This is a genomic window from Sphingobacterium tabacisoli, from assembly GCF_017908035.1.
Classification (GTDB): domain Bacteria; phylum Bacteroidota; class Bacteroidia; order Sphingobacteriales; family Sphingobacteriaceae; genus Sphingobacterium; species Sphingobacterium tabacisoli.
Map to the genome: position 1 here is coordinate 379,832 of NZ_JAEQMU010000002.1, position 23,149 is coordinate 402,980.

At 39.6% G+C, this 23,149-nt stretch carries 21 protein-coding genes and 1 tRNA gene; 16 read left to right on the top strand and 6 right to left on the bottom strand.

Features of this window, described 5'->3' with window-relative positions; all coding sequences use genetic code 11:
- Position 1: 1 nt before the first annotated feature.
- Positions 2–1,063 (top strand): nucleoid-associated protein, encoded by a 1,062-nt coding sequence (locus JKG64_RS12560; RefSeq protein ID WP_210354666.1) that lies wholly within the window; start codon positions 2–4, stop codon positions 1,061–1,063.
- A complete protein-coding gene (locus tag JKG64_RS12565) occupies positions 1,047–2,177 on the top strand; it encodes a DUF3810 domain-containing protein (protein ID WP_210354667.1) in 1,131 nt (376 codons plus the stop codon). Before JKG64_RS12560 ends, JKG64_RS12565 begins: the two co-directional genes overlap by 17 nt.
- A 22-nt stretch (positions 2,178–2,199) precedes the next feature.
- On the opposite strand, the gene JKG64_RS12570 is transcribed toward JKG64_RS12565, so the two are convergent.
- Positions 2,200–2,835, bottom strand: coding sequence for an NUDIX hydrolase (locus JKG64_RS12570; RefSeq protein WP_210354668.1), 636 nt, complete (start codon positions 2,833–2,835; stop codon positions 2,200–2,202).
- Between JKG64_RS12570 and pyrE the strand changes: the two genes are divergently transcribed.
- The 4 genes from pyrE to trxB all read left to right on the top strand — a co-directional run bounded on the left by pyrE (position 2,834) and on the right by trxB (position 6,019).
- Positions 2,834–3,481, top strand: coding sequence for an orotate phosphoribosyltransferase (gene pyrE / locus JKG64_RS12575; protein WP_133584410.1), 648 nt, complete (start codon positions 2,834–2,836; stop codon positions 3,479–3,481). The genes JKG64_RS12570 and pyrE overlap by 2 nt on opposite strands.
- 20 nt (positions 3,482–3,501) lie before the next feature.
- Positions 3,502–3,897: an SRPBCC family protein gene (locus JKG64_RS12580; protein ID WP_210354669.1), complete on the top strand. Its 396-nt coding sequence runs from the start codon at positions 3,502–3,504 to the stop codon at positions 3,895–3,897.
- A gap of 197 nt (positions 3,898–4,094) precedes the next feature.
- Positions 4,095–5,036, top strand: a complete 942-nt coding sequence (locus JKG64_RS12585; protein ID WP_210354670.1) for a 3'-5' exonuclease — start codon at positions 4,095–4,097, stop codon at positions 5,034–5,036.
- Positions 5,037–5,056: 20 nt separating this feature from the next.
- Entirely contained in the window at positions 5,057–6,019 is a 963-nt protein-coding gene (trxB, locus tag JKG64_RS12590) for a thioredoxin-disulfide reductase (protein WP_133584413.1), read from the top strand.
- 259 nt (positions 6,020–6,278) lie between these two features.
- Here the strand turns inward: trxB and JKG64_RS12595 are convergent, their stop codons facing one another.
- From JKG64_RS12595 to clpB, 3 genes are all read right to left on the bottom strand, one after another.
- Positions 6,279–6,671: a flotillin family protein gene (locus tag JKG64_RS12595; RefSeq protein WP_210354671.1), complete on the bottom strand. Its 393-nt coding sequence runs from the start codon at positions 6,669–6,671 to the stop codon at positions 6,279–6,281.
- A 27-nt stretch (positions 6,672–6,698) separates the two neighbouring features.
- Positions 6,699–7,064 carry a DUF4180 domain-containing protein gene (locus tag JKG64_RS12600; RefSeq protein WP_210354672.1) on the bottom strand — a complete coding sequence of 122 codons (366 nt, stop codon included), beginning with the start codon at positions 7,062–7,064 and terminating at the stop codon, positions 6,699–6,701.
- Positions 7,065–7,198: 134 nt separating this feature from the next.
- Positions 7,199–9,808, bottom strand: a complete 2,610-nt coding sequence (gene clpB / locus JKG64_RS12605) for an ATP-dependent chaperone ClpB (protein WP_210354673.1) — start codon at positions 9,806–9,808, stop codon at positions 7,199–7,201.
- Between the two features lie 265 nt (positions 9,809–10,073).
- Here clpB and JKG64_RS12610 point away from each other — a divergent pair.
- The 6 genes from JKG64_RS12610 (at position 10,074) to JKG64_RS12635 (ending at position 16,267) form a co-directional block, all read left to right on the top strand.
- Positions 10,074–10,146: transfer RNA gene (locus JKG64_RS12610), tRNA-Thr, on the top strand.
- A gap of 278 nt (positions 10,147–10,424) precedes the next feature.
- Positions 10,425–11,126 carry an ABC transporter ATP-binding protein gene (locus JKG64_RS12615; RefSeq protein WP_210354674.1) on the top strand — a complete coding sequence of 234 codons (702 nt, stop codon included), beginning with the start codon at positions 10,425–10,427 and terminating at the stop codon, positions 11,124–11,126.
- Positions 11,119–12,366, top strand: coding sequence for an ABC transporter permease (locus JKG64_RS12620; protein WP_210354675.1), 1,248 nt, complete (start codon positions 11,119–11,121; stop codon positions 12,364–12,366). The genes JKG64_RS12615 and JKG64_RS12620 overlap by 8 nt, the downstream gene beginning before the upstream one ends.
- Before the next feature lies 1 nt (position 12,367).
- The gene (locus tag JKG64_RS12625) at positions 12,368–13,636 is read left to right on the top strand and encodes an ABC transporter permease (RefSeq protein WP_210354676.1); all 1,269 of its coding nucleotides are present in this window, start codon (positions 12,368–12,370) and stop codon (positions 13,634–13,636) included.
- A 54-nt stretch (positions 13,637–13,690) separates the two neighbouring features.
- On the top strand, positions 13,691–14,788 hold the full coding sequence (locus JKG64_RS12630) for an efflux RND transporter periplasmic adaptor subunit (protein WP_210354677.1): 1,098 nt from the start codon (positions 13,691–13,693) through the stop codon (positions 14,786–14,788).
- A 108-nt stretch (positions 14,789–14,896) separates the two neighbouring features.
- On the top strand, positions 14,897–16,267 hold the full coding sequence (locus JKG64_RS12635) for a TolC family protein (RefSeq protein ID WP_210354678.1): 1,371 nt from the start codon (positions 14,897–14,899) through the stop codon (positions 16,265–16,267).
- 70 nt (positions 16,268–16,337) lie between these two features.
- Here the strand turns inward: JKG64_RS12635 and abc-f are convergent, their stop codons facing one another.
- Positions 16,338–18,248, bottom strand: a complete 1,911-nt coding sequence (abc-f, locus tag JKG64_RS12640; RefSeq protein ID WP_210354679.1) for a ribosomal protection-like ABC-F family protein — start codon at positions 18,246–18,248, stop codon at positions 16,338–16,340.
- Between the two features lie 229 nt (positions 18,249–18,477).
- On the opposite strand from abc-f, the gene JKG64_RS12645 reads away from it, so the two are divergent.
- The 4 genes from JKG64_RS12645 to JKG64_RS12660 all read left to right on the top strand — a co-directional run bounded on the left by JKG64_RS12645 (position 18,478) and on the right by JKG64_RS12660 (position 21,964).
- A complete protein-coding gene (locus JKG64_RS12645) occupies positions 18,478–19,512 on the top strand; it encodes a quinone-dependent dihydroorotate dehydrogenase (RefSeq protein ID WP_210354680.1) in 1,035 nt (344 codons plus the stop codon).
- Between the two features lie 81 nt (positions 19,513–19,593).
- On the top strand, positions 19,594–20,466 hold the full coding sequence (locus JKG64_RS12650; RefSeq protein ID WP_021070638.1) for an OmpA family protein: 873 nt from the start codon (positions 19,594–19,596) through the stop codon (positions 20,464–20,466).
- A 108-nt stretch (positions 20,467–20,574) separates the two neighbouring features.
- On the top strand, positions 20,575–21,339 hold the full coding sequence (locus tag JKG64_RS12655) for a hypothetical protein (protein WP_210354681.1): 765 nt from the start codon (positions 20,575–20,577) through the stop codon (positions 21,337–21,339).
- A 10-nt stretch (positions 21,340–21,349) separates the two neighbouring features.
- Entirely contained in the window at positions 21,350–21,964 is a 615-nt protein-coding gene (locus JKG64_RS12660) for a hypothetical protein (RefSeq protein WP_133584424.1), read from the top strand.
- Between the two features lie 25 nt (positions 21,965–21,989).
- On the opposite strand, the gene JKG64_RS12665 is transcribed toward JKG64_RS12660, so the two are convergent.
- Positions 21,990–23,123, bottom strand: a complete 1,134-nt coding sequence (locus tag JKG64_RS12665; protein WP_246512588.1) for an acyloxyacyl hydrolase — start codon at positions 23,121–23,123, stop codon at positions 21,990–21,992.
- Between the last annotated feature and the right edge of the window lie 26 nt (positions 23,124–23,149).

Genomic DNA, 23,149 nt, shown 5'->3' on the forward strand with positions numbered 1-23,149 from the left:
TATGTTTTTTTATCAAGATGCCTCTTTTGAAAATTTATCCATACACCATGTTGGCAATAAAGCCAATGATGAGTTCTATATCTTATCCGAGGCGCCTGTGGATTTAGTGGGGGATGAGGTATTGCCGGATTTATTGATGCAGTACTTTATGAAACCTTTCGTTAAGGCCAATGAGGTGTATCGTTTTTTTCATCCGAATGAGGAATTGCAACTCAACGAAGTCTATCACTTTAGTAAGAAATTTTTCGATCGGGAGATTGATTTTCATGAATTTTCGCAACAGGTCACTAAGCATCTGTATGAGGTGTCCGAACATCCTAAGATTAAGCCAGGGGAGGTATATGTGGTATCGCTAAAGAATGTGCAGATGGAAGGAGAGGATTGGAGTGCTGTGGGTATTTTTAAGTCAGAGAATAAAGAAGCTTATCTGAAAGTATATCCGGAACAAGGGGGCTTTCAGTTGAACTATGAGCAAGAGGCTATCAATATCAATAAACTGGATAAAGGGGTCGTTATTGTCAATACGGAAGCTGAGGAAGGATTTAAGGTTCTTGTCGTCGATCAGACGAATCAGTCGGAAGCGGTATATTGGAAGGATAATTTTCTGCAGCTTAAATCCCGGAATGACAATTACCAACAGACAGGCAACCTGATGAAGGTGTATAAAAACTTTGTTAATGAGAAGTTGGATGAAGTCTTTGAGCTGGAAACTGCAGATAAGATAGATCTATTGAATCGGTCTATGAATTATTTTAAGACGAAAGAGACATTTGATAGTGCTGAGTTTGAAGAGGAGGTTATCGGTAATCCTCAGGCTGTGGGTTTATTTAATGAGTATAAGCAGAATTTTGAGGATGAGTTTGATTTGCCTTTTCAGGCTAACTTTGAGATTGCAACTCCAGCGGTAAAGAAAATGCAGTCTTCCTATAAGTCGGTTATTAAGCTGGATAAGAATTTCCATGTTTATGTACATGGGAAACGGGAATATTTGGAACATGGGTATGATGAGGAGAAAGGGATGAACTACTATAAGTTGTATTACGAAAATGAGAGCGAGGGGTAATAACCAACGTAATATTAAGTATTATGTGCTTTTGGGAGGTACTGTGCTTTTCCAATTTGGGCTGTTCTTTTTGAAAGACCAACCGGAATGGATAGAACGGTATTATTCGCGAGGGTTCTATCCGCTGTTTTCTTATTTGTCTGTTATTCTCTTTTCTTGGGTTCCGTTTAGTGTGGGCGATTTACTTTATTTCCTATTTGTCCTCGTTATTGCGGGGTTATTTATAGGGATGATGCGATCCTTGGTAAAAAAGAACTGGCAGAAAGGAGGGCGATATGTATTGCGTCTTTTGACTTTCCTTTGTGTGCTGTATACTTTTTTTTATGTGAATTGGGGGCTTAATTATTATAGGCTACCTATTACAAAGCATCTGGGGCTGGATGTTGATGAAACGCATGCGAACGATTATAGGGATGTGCTGGGGAAGTATATTGTGATGGCTAATACATTGCGAGATCAATTGGATGTAAAAAGCCAGTCTCGATTGGGGGTGAGGGTGGATCTACAGGAATATATCCGGCAGGATACGGTATTTGCTCCTTTGCTGTCCAAGACTCAGGTGCACGCAAAAAGTCCTTTGTCGAGTGCGTTGGTTTCTTACTTTACGGTGTCCGGATATTTCAATCCATTTAGTATGGAGGCTCATGTTAATCAGGAGATTCCTAATTCTTCCTATCCTTTTGTATATGTACACGAGTTGGCTCATCAGATGGGAATTGGATTTGAGGATGAGTGTAATTTTATTGCTTTTCGTTTATTGGTGGATCATGAAAATGGCTGGTACAGATATGCTGCGTATTATGCCGCGATACAGAGCCTTTTGAAGCCCTTGTATGGAGATAAAGAGCAATTGGAGCGAGTTCGTAATATGCTGTCTGAAAAAGTACGTGCAGATTTTAAGGAAGAGTATGCTTTTTGGCAATCCAAGCAAGGTTGGATTGAGCAGCTTACCAGTCTGTTTTATAATCAATATTTGCAACATAACAATCAACCCGAGGGATTGGCGCGTTATGATATGATGGCAAAACTTATAGTTGCCTGGGAAAAGCAAAAGCGCCATGAATTATCTCCCCAAGATTTGGGGCGGATATATGCTCCTCCGGTAGTCAAGTAAGGCTAACGGAGGAGCTGTAGTCCTATTTTAGGCTACTGTTTTTTTTCTTTTTCTTCTTTATTTTTTCTATAATTTCATTAATTAGAGGGTAGGTGTTGCCTTCTACTTTATCTAATTCTCTCGGATCAAGCCAGATTGCTTGTGTGATGTCTTCTTCGGTTTGAGGAATTAATTTAGGGACTTTGTTTGCCCCCATTTCATACCACTTGGTTTGTTTTAGGACAAATTTGCCACGCATATAATAGGTGTGGTAGGTTGTGGCAATTTTAGGCCCCAGATAGTTTACTTTTATACCGCATTCTTCTTCTACTTCACGGAGAGCAGCATCTTTCATTTTTTCAGACTCTTCGACCTTTCCTTTCGGTAAATCCCATTTGTCGAGCCTATAAATAAAAAGGTAATCTCCTTCTCCATTTTTCACCAATCCACCTGCTGCATGAATTATTTTTACGGTAGAAAGTATGTTTTTTAACACCTGGTTAATGTTAGGGTGTACATAGAGGTAAGTTATGTCATTGTTTTTCGTGATACTGTTGAAAAGTTTTTCCATATCAATATCTTGTAAACCAATAGTTTGTACGTTTCCTTTGATAGAAGGGGCAAAATCTGCTAAAATTAGCAGGCTTTGGTTCATATAAATTTTATAAATTTGTGCCATGAATAATTTTAATGAGGTTGAACAAAAAATTGCTGAATCCTTATTGCAAATTAAAGCAATAAAATTACAACCTAAAAGTCCTTTTACATGGGCATCAGGGTGGAAGTCTCCAATTTACTGTGATAATCGTGTCGCATTATCGCATCCAGCTATTCGTACGTATATACGTCAAAAGCTTTCTCAATTAATCCAAGAGGAGTTTGGATCGGTAGATATGATATCGGGTGTGGCAACTGCAGGAATACCTCAGGGTGTATTGGTTGCACAGGATTTAGGTTTGCCTTTTTCTTATGTACGTGCTAGTGCTAAAGAGCATGGCCGTCAGAATTTAATCGAGGGAGAGGTTGTCTCGGGACAACGTGTAGTCGTTATCGAGGATCTCGTCTCTACGGGGAAAAGCTCATTGCAAGCTGTAAAGGCTTTGCGTGATGCAGGATGTAATGTTGTTGGATTGGTTTCTATCTTTACGTACGGTCTAGATGTAGCGACAACAAACTTTGCTGAGGCAAAATGTCCATTATTCAGTCTATGTGACTATAATGCGCTTATCCATGTTGCGGTAGATAAGAGTTATGTTCTAGAGGCTGATATTGCTGTTTTAGAACAGTGGCGTGTGGATCCGGCAAACTGGACGTCTGAAGTTTAAAAATATAAATCTTTAGTGATATGACTGTTATCCAGAACAACGTAATTATAAACAAACCTATAGGTGAGGTTTATACTTTCTTGGCTGATTTGAACAACCATGAGCAGCTGATGCCCGAGAATATTTATAATTGGACATCGACTGCAGACGAAGCTCGTTTTACCATTAAAAATATGGCGAAATTAGCGTTAAAAATCAGTCAGCGTATTGAAAACAAGGAGATTGTCTGTGTGCCTTCTGAAGAGGCTCCTTTCGATATTAAATTAGCTTGGAGATTGGAGGAGCAGGGAAATGAAACTAGAGCTACATTTGTCATCGAAGCACAGCTTAATATGATGATGAAGATGATGGCTTCGGGCCCTTTACAAAAGTTGGTTGATCATCAGATTCAACGGTTGAAAGAGACGTTAGGATAATAAAGGTTATTTTATCAAAAAAATAAAGAAGGGTAGATTTGTTTCTGCCCTTTTTTATTTCGCCGAAAGTTATAGTTGAAGGGGAGAGTTGGTGTAAAATTTTTGGTTTTGAAACGTTTTTATTGACAGGAGAGTGATATTGTAACGATTTGGATTCAGTATTTTTGTATATACAGATTTAGAATTATCTTTAGCCCATGGAATTAAATTTGAGAAGACCGCTAGCCTTTTTTGACTTAGAAACTACAGGTGTAAATATTGCTACGGACAAGGTTGTTGAGATTGCTATCGTAAAAATATTGCCTGGTGGCAGTGAGGAAGTGTATACAAAAAAGGTTAATCCTGGGATTCCAATTCCACCAGCATCATCATTGTTTCATGGTATTTATGATGAAGATGTAAAAGACTTGCCGCTCTTTAAAGATTTGGCTCAAGAGATTGCTGATTTTATTGGTGATGCTGACTTGGCAGGGTATAATTCCAATAAATTTGATGTCCCTATGCTGATGGAAGAGTTCTTGGCCGCGGGAGTTGATTTTTCTTTGGAAGGACGGGCTTTTATTGATGTACAGAATATATTCCATCAAATGGAGCAACGTACGCTGAAAGCAGCCTATCGTTTCTATTGTGATCAAAGTCTGGAGAATGCGCACCAAGCTGAGGCGGATGTACGTGCTACTTATGAGGTGCTTAAAGCGCAGTTGGAAAAATATAATGGGGTTGCTTTTGAAGATAAGCATGGAGAAGTATCTTATCCTGTAGTGAATGATGTGCAAGCGCTACATACGTTTACAAACCTGTCCAAGCCTGTTGATTTTGCGGGACGTTTGGTCTACAATGAAGATGGGGAGGTGACTATTAATTTTGGTAAACATAAAGGTAAAAATGTGACGGATGTGTTTGATGTCGAACCAAGTTACTATGCTTGGATGCAAAATGGAGATTTTCCACGTTATACTAAAAAGGTATTAGAGAATATCTGGAATGCGTACAAAAGCCAGAAAAAAGAAGTAAAAACAAAAGAGGCTACTGAAGGAGAGGGGCATGTGAAGCGTGAGTTTAAGAAAAAGGTGGATGAGCCTGGTAAACCTATAACGAATGATATGTTAAAGAGTTTGCAAGATAGATTTGGGAAGTAATATAGAATAATAGAAAATAGATGAATACACAACAAGAGATTGAACACGTAAAATGTCTAATCATTGGCTCAGGTCCGGCTGGATATACTGCAGCTATTTATGCGGCGCGTGCCGATTTGAAGCCTGTCGTTTATACAGGTATAGTACCGGGAGGTCAGTTGACTCAGACTACTGAGGTGGACAACTTTCCAGGGTATCCGCAGGGGGTAACTGGTCCAACGATGATGGATGACCTTCGTGCGCAAGCAGAGCGCTTCGGAACAGATGTGCGTTTTGGTTATGCTACTAAAGTTGATTTCTCTAAAGAAGGTGGTATACACACTGTTGTTATTGATGGTGTGAAAACTGTTACTGCAGAGACTGTGATTATTGCTACTGGTGCTACAGCTAAATATTTAGGATTGCCGTCTGAGCAATTGTATATGGGTGGTGGTGTTTCGGCATGTGCCGTATGTGATGGGTTCTTCTACAAAGGACAGGATGTAGCTATTGTTGGAGCTGGAGATACAGCGGCTGAGGAAGCTACCTATTTAGCTAAGCTATGTAATAAAGTGCATATGTTAGTTCGCCGTGACGAATTCCGTGCTTCAAAAGCAATGGTGCACCGTGTGATGAATACGAAGAATATTGAAGTTCATTACATGAGTGAAGCACAAGAAATTTTAGGTGACGGTCAGGTGGTGACAGGGGTACGTGTGTTGAATAACCAAACAAAAGAAACGAAAGACTTAGAGGTAACAGGTTTCTTTGTGGCTATTGGACATCAGCCAAACACAGAGTTGTTCAAAGACGTTTTAGATATGGACGAGACTGGCTACTTGATTACAAAACCAAACATTACAGCTACTAATATTCCAGGTGTGTTTGCATGTGGTGACGTACAGGATAATGTATACCGTCAAGCAATTACTGCTGCGGGTACAGGATGTATGGCGGCTCTAGAAGCTGAACGTTATTTGGCTGCTAAAGAAGACGGCGAATAACGTTTTTGAATAAAATAAAAAAGGGGATCATTATCTAAAATGCTCCCCTTTTTTTCTGAAAGTGTATGTATTATTGATTCGATTCTATATTCCAAGGGATCAATGAGCTCTCTTCGTTCGGTTCAATGGACATCAAGAACTTTTTTCATGACATTATTCTTTTTTGAAGGCATTCAAGAGCTCACCCGCTATAATCGGGTTCGGTTCATTCCTGTTGGTGATTCGCAAAAATCACGAAAGTTTTATTGGTAGTCTGGTATTAGTTTTTCTTACTTACATCCAGCACCGGAACCAATCCTTCTGAAGGCATATAGATAATTTGAGGCAAGTCTCCTTTGTCTGCTAGTTTCTCCAGTGTCCGTATAAATAGATACTGGTTATAGGTGCTGTTCAGTGTGCCATTTTCTAACTTCATAGCTTCAGCCATTCCTTTCGCCCGTTCAATTTCTGCCTGAGCATTAAGCTTTTCTGCTTCTAATCTTGCTTTGGCTTCTTCAATGAGGATTTTTCGATTTTGTTCTGCTTTGGCCATTTCAGCTTTACCAGCCATTTCTTGTTGCCATACATTATAACGGGGCAGGCCGAACATTAGAATGATGACAATTAATGCTGCAGCTCCTAGAATTATGCCAATTGGTTTGGGTGTGTTCATATATATTGGATTAATAATGTTGTTATATTAATGTAGTCCACCAAAGAGTTCGAGCGCTTCTTCTCTTGAGGATACAAAGTGTATACGTTTCATACGATTGCTTTCCCGTATGAAATCCTGTAAACTTTTACTTTCATAAACTGTAAAATCTCCTACTATAGCGAGATAGGCTTGATAGGTGGAAAATTTTTGAAGGATATCACCTGCGAGTTTGGTTTTTAGATTAAAGAAGTTTGGGGTAATGTTTTCTTGGTATAAAATCAATTTGTCCGCATCGTTATAGAGGCAGTTCATCATCAGATTTAATGCATCTTCCTGGTTTTGAATAAAAGTGGTATTTCCTGTTATTTCTGCAATCTTACCCTCTTTGGTAGGTATGTAATTGATTTCCATAGTTCGGCTTGTCTGTTCTTCTTAATTCTTAAAATATGCTTTTCATAAAGATAAGTAAATGAAAGGCTATAAAAAAAGGACTATTTTTTGTAAAATAGTCCTTTTGTGTTTGATTTTAAATCAGGAATGGAACTTTATGTATCAGATTGTTCGTTCTTATTGATAAATACAAACTTTCCGTCAAAGACATCCAGCTGGATAATGGAATCGCTCGTTACATTTCCAGCCAAGATTTCCTTAGATAGCTCATTAAGGATGCGTTTCTGAATAACACGCTTCAGTGGTCGAGCACCATAGATTGGGTCGTAGCCGAGTTGTGCTAACCAGTCTAATGCATCTTCGGAGGCAGACAAGAATATATTTTGTTCTGCGAGCTGTTTTTGTACACGGTCAAACTGCATACGTACAATGCTTCCGATTTCATTTCGACTCAATGGTGTGAACATGATGATTTCATCAATTCTGTTCAAAAATTCTGGACGTATAGATTTTTGAAGGAGTTCAAACACTTCGTCTTTTGTTTTTGCGACAACTTCATCTCTGTTGGTATCGGTCAATGTTGCGAAATTCTCCTGTATCAAATGTGAACCCGTATTGGAGGTCATGATGATAATGGTGTTTTTGAAGTTTACTACTCTTCCTTTATTATCAGTAAGGTGGCCATCATCTAATACCTGTAGCAGGATGTTGAATACATCCGGATGGGCCTTCTCTATTTCATCAAGAAGAACCACCGAGTACGGGCGACGTCTTACCGCCTCTGTAAGCTGTCCGCCTTCATCATAACCAACATATCCTGGAGGCGCCCCTATTAATCGGGATACGGCATGACGTTCCTGATATTCGGACATGTCGATTCTAACAAGAGCATGTTCGTCGTCAAAAAGAAACTCTGCTAACGCTTTTGCGAGTTCTGTCTTACCGACACCAGTAGTTCCTAAGAATATAAATGAGCCTATCGGTTTCTTAGCATCACTTAAGCCTGCTCTTGAACGGCGTATGGCGTCAGAAATAGCTTCGATTGCTTCTTCTTGACCAGCTACCCGTTTGTGAAGTTCCTCTTCTAGATTCAGTAGTTTTTGACGCTCCGACTGCACCATTTTGTTTACAGGTATGCCCGTCCATCTCGATACGACGTCTGCGATGTCTTCCGAAGTAACTTCTTCTTTCAGCATACGGCTACTCTGTTGTTTTTCGTTGAGTTCAGCTTTTAGCTTTTCGACATTGTCCTGTGCTTCTTTGATTTTTCCGTAACGTAGCTCAGCTACCTTTCCATAATCACCTGCCCGTTCGGCCTGGTCAGCTTCGAGTTTGTAGTCCTCAATGTTTTGCACCTCTTGGTTGACGCGGTCTACCAGTGTTTTTTCGGATTGCCAAGCTGCTTTTAATGAATCACGTTCGCTGGATAGATTTGCGATTGTCTCTGATAGTTCAGCTACTTTCTTATCATCATTCTCCCGTTTTATAGCTTCCCGTTCGATTTCGAGCTGCATGATACGGCGTTCCAATTCATCCACTGCTTCCGGGACGGAGTCCATTTCCAAACGTAATTTGGAAGCTGCCTCGTCAATTAAGTCAATAGCCTTGTCCGGTAGAAAACGGTCTGTTATATAACGTTGTGATAATTCTACAGCAGCAATGATGGATTCATCGAGTATCCGTACTTTGTGGTGTGTTTCATAACGTTCTTTAAGTCCCCTTAAGATAGAAATGGCATCCTGAGTGTCGGGTTCTTCGACCATTACTTTTTGGAAACGACGTTCGAGGGCTTTGTCTTTCTCGAAATACTTTTGGTATTCATTGAGTGTGGTCGCTCCTATAGCGCGGAGTTCGCCACGTGCTAGTGCCGGCTTTAGAATGTTTGCGGCATCCATAGCACCTTCGCCTCCGCCAGCGCCGACCAAGGTATGGATTTCGTCGATGAATAGGATGATCTCGCCATCGCTATCGGAAACCTCTTTTACTACGGCTTTTAATCGCTCTTCAAATTCACCTTTGTATTTTGCTCCCGCAATTAATGCCCCCATATCTAATGAAAATACAGTTTTATTCTTAAGATTTTCAGGCGCATCGCCCTTGATGATACGATGTGCGATTCCTTCGGCAATAGCGGTCTTACCAACTCCTGGTTCTCCCACTAAAATAGGATTGTTTTTGGTTCGACGCGAAAGTATCTGCATCACTCTTCTGATTTCTTCGTCACGGCCAATGACTGGGTCTAATTTTCCAGATTCTGCAAACTCGTTTAGATTGCGGGCATATTTACCTAAGGCATTATAAGTCGCTTCGGCATTCTGATCGGTCACTCTGTTATTGCCACGCAATTCTTTTATTGCAAGTTTTAAGTCCTTTTCATTGACACCCTGATCTTTTAATAAGGAGGAGGTCTTGTCGTTTGCTGCCAATAAGCTTAATAGCAAGTGTTCGACGGATATGTATTCGTCGTTGAATTCTTTTAAATAGGTCTGTGCCTTTTGCAGGACAGTAGATGTAGAATTGCTAAGGTAAACGTTGGTGCCACTTACTTTTGGCAAGGATTCTATTAGCTTGTCTACTTCGGATGTGATATACCCGATGTTTGCATTCAGTTTTTTTAATAGATGACTTATTATATTTTCATCTACAGCTAATAAAGCTTTTAATAGATGTGCGGGCTCAATCGCTTGTTGTTGATTGCCTACTGCAATCTCCGAAGCTTTTTGTATGGCTTCTTGTGCTTTGATTGTATAATTGTTAAAGTTCATTTTTAATATGTTGAAATAAGGTGTTTACTATTTTATATGTAGTTGTTAAACAAATTGGATGCCTTACGGTTTTTTTGAATTGAAATCTGAATTTTTGTCTTGTTTGGTGCTGTTTGACTGTCAAATTTTCCGATTTTCAATAAATGTTATATTTTCGTGGTGAATTTCAGGGTATTATAATCCGTAATGGGTAAAATCACGTTTGATACTTGCATAATCGCGCTAAACTTCTCATATTTGCACCGTTGAATCCAATAGGATTTACGCCTCCTTAGCTCAGCTGGTAGAGCAACTGACTTGTAATCAGTAGGTCATTGGTTCGATTCCGATAGGAGGCTCTTCATAAACTCAGATGCTAAGGTGTCTGAGTTTTTTTGTTATAAGTATATTTAGATACCTATAAATTACTGCGTCTGCCTTGTTTTTTGTTAACCTTGAGTTAAAGCTGAAGAGGTAGGCTGTGTGTTTATGTGAAAACAAATCTATTTTCTTGCAAAAGGGCGCTAAAATAAGTATTTTCATTTCCAATTATTATAGAAATGTTCCAATGGATATCCATGGTATGGAGTTCTTGAAACCGAAATAGCTGCTTTAAGTAATTTTAAAAGGATGGTAGATGATAGAAATTAAAGATCTGCACAAGTCGTATCAAATGGGGAAAAACTCCCTGCATGTTCTTAAAGGTATTGATTTTACGGTTAAAGAGGGCGAGTTTGTCTCTATTATGGGAAGTTCAGGATCAGGTAAGTCTACACTTTTGAATATTATCGGGATTCTTGATGAGGCCGATAGTGGTACCTATACATTAGATAGTGTTCCTATTAAGAATCTTAATGAGACTATTGCTTCCCGTTATCGAAATAAGTTTTTAGGGTTTGTTTTTCAATCGTTTAACCTTATTAATTATAAAAGTGCTTTGGACAATGTCGCATTGCCTTTGTATTATCAGGGCGTGGGACGTAAGGAACGCATGGAGCGCTCGATGTATTATCTTGAAAAAGTCGGACTAGCAAATTGGGCTAAACATTTACCCAGTGAAATGAGTGGTGGACAAAAACAGCGTGTGGCCATTGCTAGAGCTTTAGCCGCAGACCCGAAGGTGTTACTGGCCGATGAGCCAACAGGAGCATTGGATACCAAAACATCGTACGAGGTAATGGAGCTGATACAGCAGATCAATGATGAGGGAAAAACTGTTCTTATTGTAACACATGAGTCTGATATAGCGGAGATGACCAAGCGGATTGTGTTCCTTAAAGATGGACAGATTGAGTCTGATAAACCAGTTAATCAGGTGAGAGCCTCAGAGTATGTTTAGTATAGAAAGATGGCAGGAAATATTTGAAGGATTGTTTAAGAACAAGCTTCGAACTGTTTTGACTGGAGTGTCTGTGGCTTCGGGAATTTTTATTTTGGTGATTCTCCTTGGTGCAGGTAACGGTATTCAGAATGGTATTCAAAAACAGTTTGAACAAGATGCTGTAAATCGTATTTCGGTTTGGCCTGGTATTACGCAAAAAGAATATAACGGATTAGGGATTGGTCGGGAGATTCAACTTCATAATTCAGACTATACTACGGCGCTGACACTTCTTTCTGATCATATTGAATATAAGTCCGCCGTTTACTCCGTTTGGAGTGGAAATATGGTGTTCAAAAAAGAAACTGGAACCTATAGGGTAGAAGGAGTACATCCTGACTATCAATTTATCGAAAATGCTTCTATCGTGAAAGGAAGATTTTTGAATCAATCTGATATCGCGAATTATGAAAAGCATGTTGTTATAGGACAAAAGGTTGCTAACGATTTATTTAAGGGCGAAGAGGAGTTATTGGGGCAGGAGCTGAGCATTTCGGGTACGATTTATAAGGTTATTGGTGTTTTTACGGATCCAGGAGGTGAAAGGGAGGAGAGTCGGGTGTATATCCCTATTTCTACCGCTCAACGTGCTTATAGCGCCGGGGACAAGATCCGTAGTATTGTTTTTACGCTAAAGAGGAATGCTGATTTTGATAACGCGGTAGCTGAATCACATGAATTTACACAAAAGTTAGAAACCTTTCTTAGGGCAAGGCATACTATTGCTCCTGATGATAAAGGAGCTTTGCATATTAATAATTCTTTAGATCAGGCAAAGAATATTTACATTATAACTGGTGGTGTAAAGGCTTTCTTTTGGTTTGTGGGGATATGTACGATTATCGCTGGAGTGGTCGGGGTTGGAAATATCATGCTTATTATCGTAAAGGAAAGAACAAAAGAGATTGGTATAAGGAAAGCTTTGGGGGCATCCCCCTTTTCCATTATTTCCATGATATTACAGGAAGCAGTTTTTATTACTGTAGTGGCTGGTTTCTCGGGACTTGTTTTCGGTTTGCTTGTGTGGGAGTTTGTAGGGCCTTCGATTGAAACTGATTTTTTTACGCGTCCTGAAGTTGATTTTAATGTCGCTATTACTACATTAGTTATTTTGGTCGTAGCAGGTGCTTTTGCCGGTTTCGTACCTGCTTATAGGGCCGCCAAAATCAGACCGATTATTGCACTAAGGGGGGATTGATATGTTTAATAGAGATAACTGGAGTGAAATAATAGCAGCACTTTCTGCTAATCCGTTCAGAACGCTGATCACCGCTTTTGGTGTGTTCTGGGGGATATTTATTTTAATAATACTGTTGTCCGCGAGTCAGGGCTTACAGAATGGTATTAAGAGACAGATGGGGGGATTGTCCACGAATACTATGTTTATGTGGGCCAATTCAACATCCAAACCTTATAAAGGGCTCCCTCAGGGGCGAAGTTTTAACTATAAAAATGGCGATGTAGAAGCAATCAAACAGCGTATAGAGGGGCTGCTATATGTGTCCCCTAGAAATCAGTTGGGCGGATTTGGAGGTAACAATAACGTAGTGAGAGGGACAAAAACGGGAGCGTACAATGTGTATGGTGATTATCCTGAATTTATTTTGCAGCAGCCGATGGATATTGTGAAGGGACGCTTTGTGAACTATGGTGATATTGATAGTAAACGGAAAGTCGCAGTTATTGGGGAGGGAGTAATTCGGGAGTTGTATATGCCAGACGAGGAGGTCTTGGGTTCGTATATAAAAGTACAAGGGGTCAACTTTATGGTAGTGGGTGTCTATAAAAGTATTTCTAATCTGGGCGGAAATGCAGAAGAGAGCCAGAAGGAAGTTTTTGTGCCGTTTACGACATTTCAACAAGCCTTTAATTATGGTGATGTAGTGGGGTGGATGGCAATAACTGCAAAGGACGATATGCCGATTACGGATCTAAAACAGGGAATTTTTGATCTGCTAAAGCAAAGACATAGTATTAATCCTGATGATGAGCGGGCAATTGGGCACTTTGATTTGTATCAGGAGTTTAAAAAAATAAATGGTTTGTTCTCGATTTTGACTGCGGTATCTTATTTCGTAGGTATTTTTATCTTAGTTTCTGGAATTATCGGGATTGTAAATATCATGCTGATTATCGTTAAGGAACGCACACAGGAAATAGGGATTCGTAGAGCTTTGGGAGCAACTCCATGGATAATAATAAAGCAGATACTAGCGGAATCCGTTGTATTGTCACTTATCTCAGGAATGGCAGGAATTATTTTTGCTTCATTGGTTTTGAGTCTCATTAATTGGGGACTTGACCAAGCTCCTAATGCGAATGAGATTCCCATTGTAAATCCAAGTGTGAATTTGGGAGTAGTGGCTGCTGCTTTGATCATATTGGTTTTTGCAGGGCTGTTAGCAGGATTAATTCCAGCAATTACGGCGGTGAAAGTGAAGCCTATTGATGCTTTGCGAGTAGAGTAAAGGTGGGCATATTGATTAAGATTTAAACATTGAACTTTAAACTAAAAATATAAGATGAAAAAAGGCTGTACGATTTCAATTTTAGTTTTTTTAGCAATTGCTTTTGTAGGTGCTTTGGTGTGGCTGTATCAGAAGAACAAACAACCCACGGTAGTCTACGAGACGGTACAAGCTGAAATTCGCTCTATTTCCAAAAGTACGGTAGCTACCGGAAATATTAATCCTAAGGAGGAGGTGTTGATTAAGCCTAATATCTCGGGTATTATCGATGTGGTTTATGTTGAGGCTGGTGATTATATTAAATCAGGTGATCTGATTGCAGAGATTAAAGTGGTGCCGAATGTCTCCAGCTTAAATCAGGCGAACAACCAAATCGAATCGGCTAAAATAGATTTAGAGAACCAAAAGCGAATATTTGAGCGACAAAAGATGCTTTTTGATAAAGGTGTAATTTCAGCAAATGATTTTGATGCTGCACAAACTACCTATAGACAGGCGCAACAGACTTATAGTTCTACGGTACAGAATGCTGAAATTATCAGAACGGGGACCACAACCGGATTGGCGAATATGGCACAGACACGGATTCGTTCGACGGTGTCGGGAATGGTGCTGGATGTGCCGGTGAAAAAAGGAAATCAAGTCATTGAGGCGAATAACTTTAATGAAGGAACGACGATTGCAAGTTTAGCGGATGTCAGCAATATGATTTTTGAGGGAAAACTAGATGAATCCGAGGTTGGCAAAATCCGATTAGGACTTCCTTTGGAAATTACCGTTGGAGCAATTGAAAACAAAAAGTTCCATGCTGTTTTAGATTATATCGCGCCTAAAGGAGTGAATGAAAATGGAGCAATGCAGTTTCCGATAAAAGGAAATCTCATCAATAAAGATACGACGTTTATTCGTTCGGGATTGAGTGCGAATGCTTCTATTGTTTTGGAAAATGCGGAGAACGTATTGGCGCTGAAAGAGGGGGTAGTTCAGTATGATGAAAAAACGAAGAAATCTTTCGTTGAAGTGGAGGTGGCTCCTCAAAAATTTGAGCGTAGAGATGTGGAACTGGGGGTGAGTGACGGAATTTACGTGGAAATAAAGAGTGGCATTACGAAAGATAACAAGATTAAAATCTGGAATCAAGTCAAGAAGTAATCCAATCGGTTGATGGAATACGGTCTTCTTGTAGAAGTGAGGGCGCTCCATGGAGCTAACAAATAAGAGTTATAACTAGCGTATACTGAAGAAAGAAACATGAATATTGTGTCAAAAATAATTGCTGTCATTTGCCTTCTTTCGGCAAATGAGGCTTTTCCCCAAAAGAAATGGACGTTGGAGGAGTGTGTAGCTTACGCTATTGATAACAACGTTTCTATTGGACAGACCGAACTGGATAATAAGCTTGCTGAGATCGATAAAAAAGATGCTTTCGGGAGTTTTTTGCCCAATGTGAACGCAAATGCTTCGCACTCTTGGAACAGGGGGCTGAATACCAATATTACTACAGGTATCTTAGAAAATCAAACGACACAGTTTACTTCGATGGGTGCATCTTTGGGGATCGATCTTTTTAAAGGTATGCAGAATCAAAACCGTTTCAGAAAAGCCAAGCTGGCGTTGATATCTTCTCAATATCAGCATCTGAAAATGGAGGAGGATGTAGCGTTGAATGTAGTTAATGCTTATTTGCAGGTCCTGTTTAATAAAGAAGCTGTAAAAGTTCAGAAACAACAGTTTGAGACGGATAGTCTACAATTGGTGCGCTCGGAGGTTCTGGTCGATGCGGGGATGATACCTAGAGGTGACTTGTTTGATATAAAAGCAACTATTGCTACAGACAAACAACGGATTATTGAGGCTCAGTATGCTTTGCTTATATCTAAAATGAGCTTAGCGCAACTGCTGCAGATGAAGGAATTCAAAGATTTTGATATTGCGGATGTAGCGTACGAATTTCAAGTGAATAGTATTCTATTGGAGGGGCCAGAATCTATTTTTGGCAAAGCTAAGAATGAACGTACCGAGCTGAAAATTGCCGAAAACAATGTGAAAATTGCGGAAAAGGAAATCGAAATAGCTAAAGGAGCTTATTTACCTACGCTTAGTGGTTTTTATGGGTTCAGTTCGCGTGTTTCGTATGCTAAGATTCCTGATGGACAAGGAGGACTTAAAAATCCTCCCCCTTTCTTCGAACAGTTTAACCTTTACAAAGGACATAATTTTGGATTTCAATTAAGTATTCCGATTTTTAATGGCTTTTCGACCCGTAACAATGTTTCAAGGTCTAAAGTGAATTTAGACAAAAGTAAGTTGACTTTAGAACAGACTGAACTTGATTTGGAACGGAATATTTATACGGCATATTCAGATGCTAAAGGGGCCTTGGAAACTTATATGGCAACTAAGGAAATGTTGAAAGCTCGGGAAGAAGCGTTCCGCTATACAAAAGAACGCTATGAAAATGGAATGGCTACAGGTTTTGATTATAATCAGTCGCAGACCCTCTTGGTAAACATTCAATCCGATTTGCTAAGAACAAAGTACGATTATCTGTTTCGCACAAAGATACTGGAGTTTTATTTCGGTATTCCGATTATTAAGAGAGAAGTACTTGATGGGCAAGGAACCGATTAATTCCGCTATGCTCTCTATTGATCTATGATATAGCGCATAGCGGAATCTGACGGAGAGGTTGTTATGCTGATTAGCCTTCTAATTCGATGATTTCCTCTGCAATTCTTTCCCAATCGTTTTGCAACTGTTGGTATTCTGCTTTGGTTGAATTGTATTTACGGGTGATGTCCTGTAATTTGGTCGCATCAGAATATATTTCTTCATTAGCAAGCTGTATTTCCAATTCTTTAACATCTGCCTCCTTGAGTGCAATTTGTTGCTCTAATTGGGCTAGTTCTTTATTCTTTTTCAGGATTAGCCTTTTGTTATCTTCTGTAGGTGCCACCTTCTTCTCTTTTTTAGGCTCTTCCTTTACGACTTTTTTCTCTACAACTGGCTTTTGGACACGTTTTGAGTTCCAGATTTCATATTCTTCATAGGTGCCAGGATATTCTTTTATTTCTTTGTCTTCGATGAACCAGATTTTATTGGCTACATGCTCTAAGAAGTAACGATCGTGAGATACCACAATTAATGTTCCTTCATATTGCTGTAATGCTTGAATCAGGATATTGACAGAAGCCATGTCCAAGTGGTTGGTCGGCTCATCTAGTACAAGGAAGTTTGCATCGGCTGTTAACGCTTTTGCTAGTGCTACACGGGATTTTTCACCACCGGATAATACTTTGATTTTCTTAAACACATCATCTCCTGTAAATAGAAAGGAGCCTAGGATAGACCGAAGTTCTGTTTCGGTATGTTTGGGGGCAAAGTTTTGTAGCTCTTGAAGGATAGAGTTTTCGAGATGTAATGCTTCTAGCTGGTGCTGTGCAAAGAAGGTCTGCAATACGTTATGGCCTTTTACACTAGTTCCTTTGTAGTCCGAGTCGGCATCTGCTACTATGCGTAACAGTGTGGATTTACCTTTACCATTGGCTCCGATCAAAGCAATTTTATCCCCTTTTTCGATAAGTCCATCGGTATCCCGTAATATTTCAAGGTTAGGATAAGACTTGGAAATGTTTTCTAGGGTGACGACATGCCGTCCTGATGGTTTCGAAAATTTGAAGCTGAAATTTACTTCTGGGTTGTCATCATCAACATCGGATATCTTATCCATTTTATCCAATGCTTTGATACGTGATTGTACCATCTTCGCTTTGGAGGCTTTAGCGCGGAAGCGTTCAATTAATTTTTCTTCCTGCTTTATTTTTGCTTGCTGATTTTTAAACTGATTGCCTTGAATTTCTTCACGCAATGACTTTTCTTCAAGGTAGAATGAATAATTCCCTGCATATAGGGTTAGTTTCCCACGTTTAGACTCTACCGTTTTATTGATGATACGGTCCAAGAAATAACGGTCGTGGGATACAATTACGATTGCTCCTTCAAATCCCTGTAAATAGTTTTCAAGCCACTTAATGGAGGGAAGGTCCAAGTGGTTGGTAGGCTCATCGAGTAATAGGATATCTGGTGCTTGGAGTAGTATTCGTGCCAGCATGACGCGCATACGCCATCCTCCAGAGAAGGTGGCCAAGGGACGTTGTTGTTCTTCCTGTGAGAAGCCAAGCCCTGCTAGGATTTCATTAGCCCTGAATTCGATATTATAGCCATCTAAGGCTTCAAACTCCATTTGCTTATCGCTGAGTTTGTTTAAAATGTCGTCGGAATAATCTGTTTCTAACTTTTTTAACAGCACTTCTATCTCTGCATGTAGTTCATTCTGGCGCGTAAATGCTTCCATCGCTACATAAAGGATGCTTTTTTCGGAATGATAGGATAAGAGATCCTGATTCAGGTAGCCTATTTTTAAATCCTTTGCCATTGAAATAGAGCCGGAAGTAGGGGCGTAATCTCCAACGATCAACTTTAGTAAGGTAGATTTTCCCGCTCCATTAGCACCGATCAATCCCGCTTTGTCTCCCGGTTTGATATGCCAGTTTGCTTCGTCATATAGGGCTCTTGCGCCTATTTCAAATGTTAAATTATTTATTGATATCATTTCAGATGTATGCTTTTACTTTTTGATCTGCTAACTCGCGGATCGGATTGACTTTTCATCGTCCTCAATATGTGCCGATTGCCCTCGATAAAATGTTTTACATCTTTATCGGGATTTAAAAAGCAAAAGTAGTGATTATTTCTGCTTCTTTTCTACCTTTGTGCAGATATGCCAAAAGTGATACAAGCTTTTTTAGTGCAATTTCTTCGATAACTTTTTATGTTATATTATGTATAAATTAGTAAAGCCAATTTTCTTTTCAATGAACCCTGAAAAGGCGCATCATACGGTGACGGGAGGGTTGAAAAATTTCTCAAAGATCTGGGGTGCGAAGGCCTTGCTCAAGTCTATTTATAGTGTGTCCGATCCACGTTTGGAGCGTGAGGTTTTTGGACTTAAGTTTAAAAATCCGGTAGGACTAGCCGCTGGTTTTGATAAAAATGCGGAGTACATTGAGGATATGGCCAAATTTGGATTTGGTTTTATCGAGATCGGTACGGTGACGCCAAGGCCTCAGCCTGGTAACGATAAACCGCGTATGTTTCGCTTGGTGGATGATGCTGCACTAATCAACCGGATGGGCTTTAATAACCAAGGTGCGGATGTGGCTGCGGGACGATTGAAACACCTTAAGGATAGAGAAGGAGTCATTATTGGTGGTAATATTGGGAAAAATAAGGTTACTCCAAACGAGGAGGCCGTGAATGATTATATCTATTGTTTTCACGCTCTGTACGAATACGTGGATTATTTTGTGGTGAATGTGAGTTCGCCTAATACTCCGGGATTACGAGATCTGCAGGAGAAAGAACCGTTGATGCGGATTTTAGATACATTGCAACAGCTCAATCTGGAAAAACCAAAAGCAAAGCCAATTTTATTAAAGATAGCACCAGATCTGACGGATAGCCAACTGGATGATATTGTAGAGATTGTTACAGAAACTAAGATTGCTGGTGTAATAGCAACGAATACGACCATTTCTAGAGAAGGACTTTGTAGTGCTCCTGAATTGCTTAATGAGGCCGGAGGGGTAAGTGGTAAGCCTCTTACAGAACGTTCCACCGAAGTGATACGTTATCTTTCTCAGAAATCGAATAAGGCTTTCCCTATTATAGGTGTAGGCGGTATACATTCCGGACAGGACGCTGTAGACAAGCTCGAAGCTGGGGCTGCGCTAGTACAAGTGTATACAGGTTTTATTTATGAAGGCCCTGGATTAGTCAGTGCTATTTGTAAACACCTACTGAAGACAGGAAAGTGATTTTATGTTTTTTAACTATTTAGGGTAAAAATTCAAAGATTTTATTTGCTATCTTGTATCCATCAAATTTATAATGATATGATGTATAAAAAACGCCTTTTGCCAATTACGATTTTACTAGGTGGAATTGTAATGAGTAGCTGTGTGAGTAATAAAAAATATGTAGCCTTAGAGACCCAACATAAAGATTTGGCTGAGCTGTACCAAAAAGGACAGATGGATCTTACAGAAAGCCGTGCAAAAATCAAAAGTTTGGAAGATCAGCTCGAATACGAGCGCAAGAATAATGCTTCATTGAAGGAGGCATATGCTAAGTTACAGTCTACTTTGGACAATAGTATAGCACAAAATTCCCAAGGGAATGTGAATATTTCCAAATTGGTTGATGAAATTAATGCATCTAATAAGTATATACAACACTTAGTGAATACGAAGAATAAAAGTGATTCACTTAATATGGTGTTGACCAATAACCTGACCCGTTCTTTGAGTCGTGAAGAGCTTAAAGATGTAGATGTACAGGTATTGAAAGGTGTTGTTTACATCTCTTTATCTGATAATATGCTTTACAAGTCTGGTAGTTATGAAGTATCTGATAAAGCGGGAGAAACCTTAAGTAAGATTGCGAAAATTATTCAGGATTATAGAGACTACGATGTATTGATCGAAGGTAACACAGATACGGATCCTATTTCTAAACCAAATATCCGTAATAACTGGGATTTGAGTACATTACGTGCTTCCTCTGTGGTACAGGCGTTGCAGACGATGTATGGTGTGGATCCTAAGCGCTTGACAGCGGGTGGACGTGGTGAATATAATCCTATCGCTGATAATACATCTGCAAATGGTAAGGCTAGAAACAGACGTACGCAGATTATTATTACACCAAAATTAGATCAATTCATGGAGTTGATTGATAAGGCGCCTGATACGGAATCTACTTCGATGTAGTTTTCGTCTATAGTATAAATGGAGTCCCTGAGTTTTTAATTCAGGGATTTTTTTGTGTGATGATGATTGAGTTTTATAGATTGGCATGATTGTTTGGGATAAGCAGATATGTTAAAGAATAATTATGTCATAGCGCTTGTAGCTTTATCGGTTAGTTTTATTTTGGGGAGTTGTAGTTCAATATATATGCCTAATGTGCCTGCGACCCCCATGTTTAGGCATCAAGGGGAAGGATACCTTTCTGGACATATCAATCTGAGGGGTAATGCCTCAGGAACTGCGGCGGTATCACTGACGGATCATGTTGCTCTATTGGCAAATGCCTCAACTGTAAACCATGGACGGGAATCCAATACCCATTTTAGACAATGGTTGGCAGAAGGTGCGGTTGGTTATTTTACAGAAATAGGTAAGTTCAAGAGGCAGGTTTTGGAAATCTATGGGGGCTATGGTTTAGGAAATTCTCGCGAATTAGATCAGCGCGCTTCTATACGCGACTATGAGGTTGTAGGGAGCCGTAAAATGGATTTTGATAAAATATTCCTGCAGGTGAATTATTCTTCTACTACGAAGGGGCGGTTAAACCTATTCGGAGGTAAGCGGGTCTTAAATTATGGGACTGCGATACGCGTGAGTCGGGTGGCTATGACTGATTTCTGGTTGGATGATGTCCAGGCAGATAAGGAAGAAAATCTTTTTATTGAACCTGTTTTCTTTACGCGAATGGAGTTGTTGAAAGGGCTTCAGTTGCAGTATACAACAGGATTTAATATTGGTGTAGTAAATAATTCGTATCTCAAGGCAGGAAATTCTATTTTTACACTGGGAGTTGCTTACAATTTTGGTAAGGCAACAGGTAAGAAGAAAAAATAAAACGAACAAAATGAATAGATTAAAAGTTGCAGTATTACTGCTTTGTACTTGGTTTATGTCTAGCTGTGCTATCAATCAAAAAGCTCAGGTGGAGGCATTGAGTAAATTTAATTATGACGTAGAATCTGTAGATCAAATCCGATTAGCAGGTAGGGATATCGATTCTTACCAATCGGGTGGAAGTGCTTCATTGGCCAGTTTGCCAGGGATAGCAATGGCTTTATTGCGCCAGGATCTTCCTTTGGAAGCGAGAGTAAATTTGAAAATCACGAATCCTACATCGACAGTGACCAAGATCAACGAGTTTAAATATATTATTGAAATGGCAGGTAAGCCACTTTTTGAAGGTGCTGTTGCAGAGAACATCAACCTGTCCAATGGACAAAGTATGGTGGTGCCGTTGACTTTCTCCGCTAATATTTTTGGTGTGGCTAAAGAGCAGGGGTTTGACAAAGTTCTCAACGATATCTTTACCAGAAAGAGTAATGGATTCTTTGCTTTGAAAATAAAGCCTTCTGTAAAGATTGGCGGTAAGAATTTCTTTTACCCAGGATATATCACAGTCGATAAAGATTTTGGGAAAAGTGTCTCTAAAGCCGTTGAAAAAGGATTAGGGCAATTGTAAAACCTAATAGACATTAGGCTATACATTACCGATTGAATGTATAGCCTAGTGTTGATTCTATAAAATCTGCCTTTCCCATATGTGCTTTTATGGATATTCCGGCATTGATGTTCTTGTAGACATAATAGCGGAATCCTGCTCTTAAAAATACCCTTCTTATTTCTCCGTTAAAGTATTGATTATGGATGTAGTATCCAACGTTGCCATTAAGTACAAGGTCTTTATTGAGCACGTGTACCAGGTAGAATGCTGGTCCCCCGGATAACTTAGCGCTTAGCTTTCCTGTTTTATCTTCAGCTATTTCTTCGTCATTACCCGAATCGGAGTAGAAGAGATCCATACCGCCTCCTATTCGCCACTTATGGCTGACATGTCGACTGGCATAGAGACTGAATGTGGATTTAAAGTAACGACGTTCTTTGTCGCGCGCTACTTGTTTCAGTCCTGCCCCTACATTTATATGATAAAGGATTTTCTTGGGATAGGGTTCTAGTGATGTGGTATCTTTTTTATATGTTCTCCCGTCTGGTTGGTAGGTAATGGATGCTGTTAGAGGGAAAAGATTTACACCTTTGTTTGGTAATTTGAGTGCTCCGTTAGAAAAGTGGTGAAAGGCCAAGCCTACACCTGCCTTAAATTTTGATGATAGTTTATACTGACTACGGATGCCGAAGTCGATGTAAACATTGTTTTTGGTAGCAATAGCTAGGTTAAGGGGGTTGGTATCCTCATCATAAGGTTTGAAATTACCAGATAGACCTAATCCTATACGGTAGTCGAAGGACCATTTTTCATTGTCGATGTTGCCAAATGGGGTCTGGACAAAACCGTATAATGCGTAAGGACTTCCGACAATGTCGTTGTTGAATGTGCTGGTGTAGAATCCAATCCCATAGATGGGGTTGTTGTATAGTTTGAAATATTGGTCGCTTTTGGAATTTATCTTCCATCCTACCTTGAGGTTGAACCCGTTGTAATAAGCGTCTTTAAAGGTCGTGTTCTTTAATTCACCTGTTGCTAAAATGCCACCATTCTCTATTTCTGCTTCTAATATTAGGGAGTTCTTAATATTGGAATTTGTCAACGTATCCGTTGAGGCGTATGTAAAAGCTAGCTGTAAGGACAGTCCTAAGAGTAAGAAGAGGAATTTAGTTTTCAAGATAATGGATAATTAGATATCAAGTT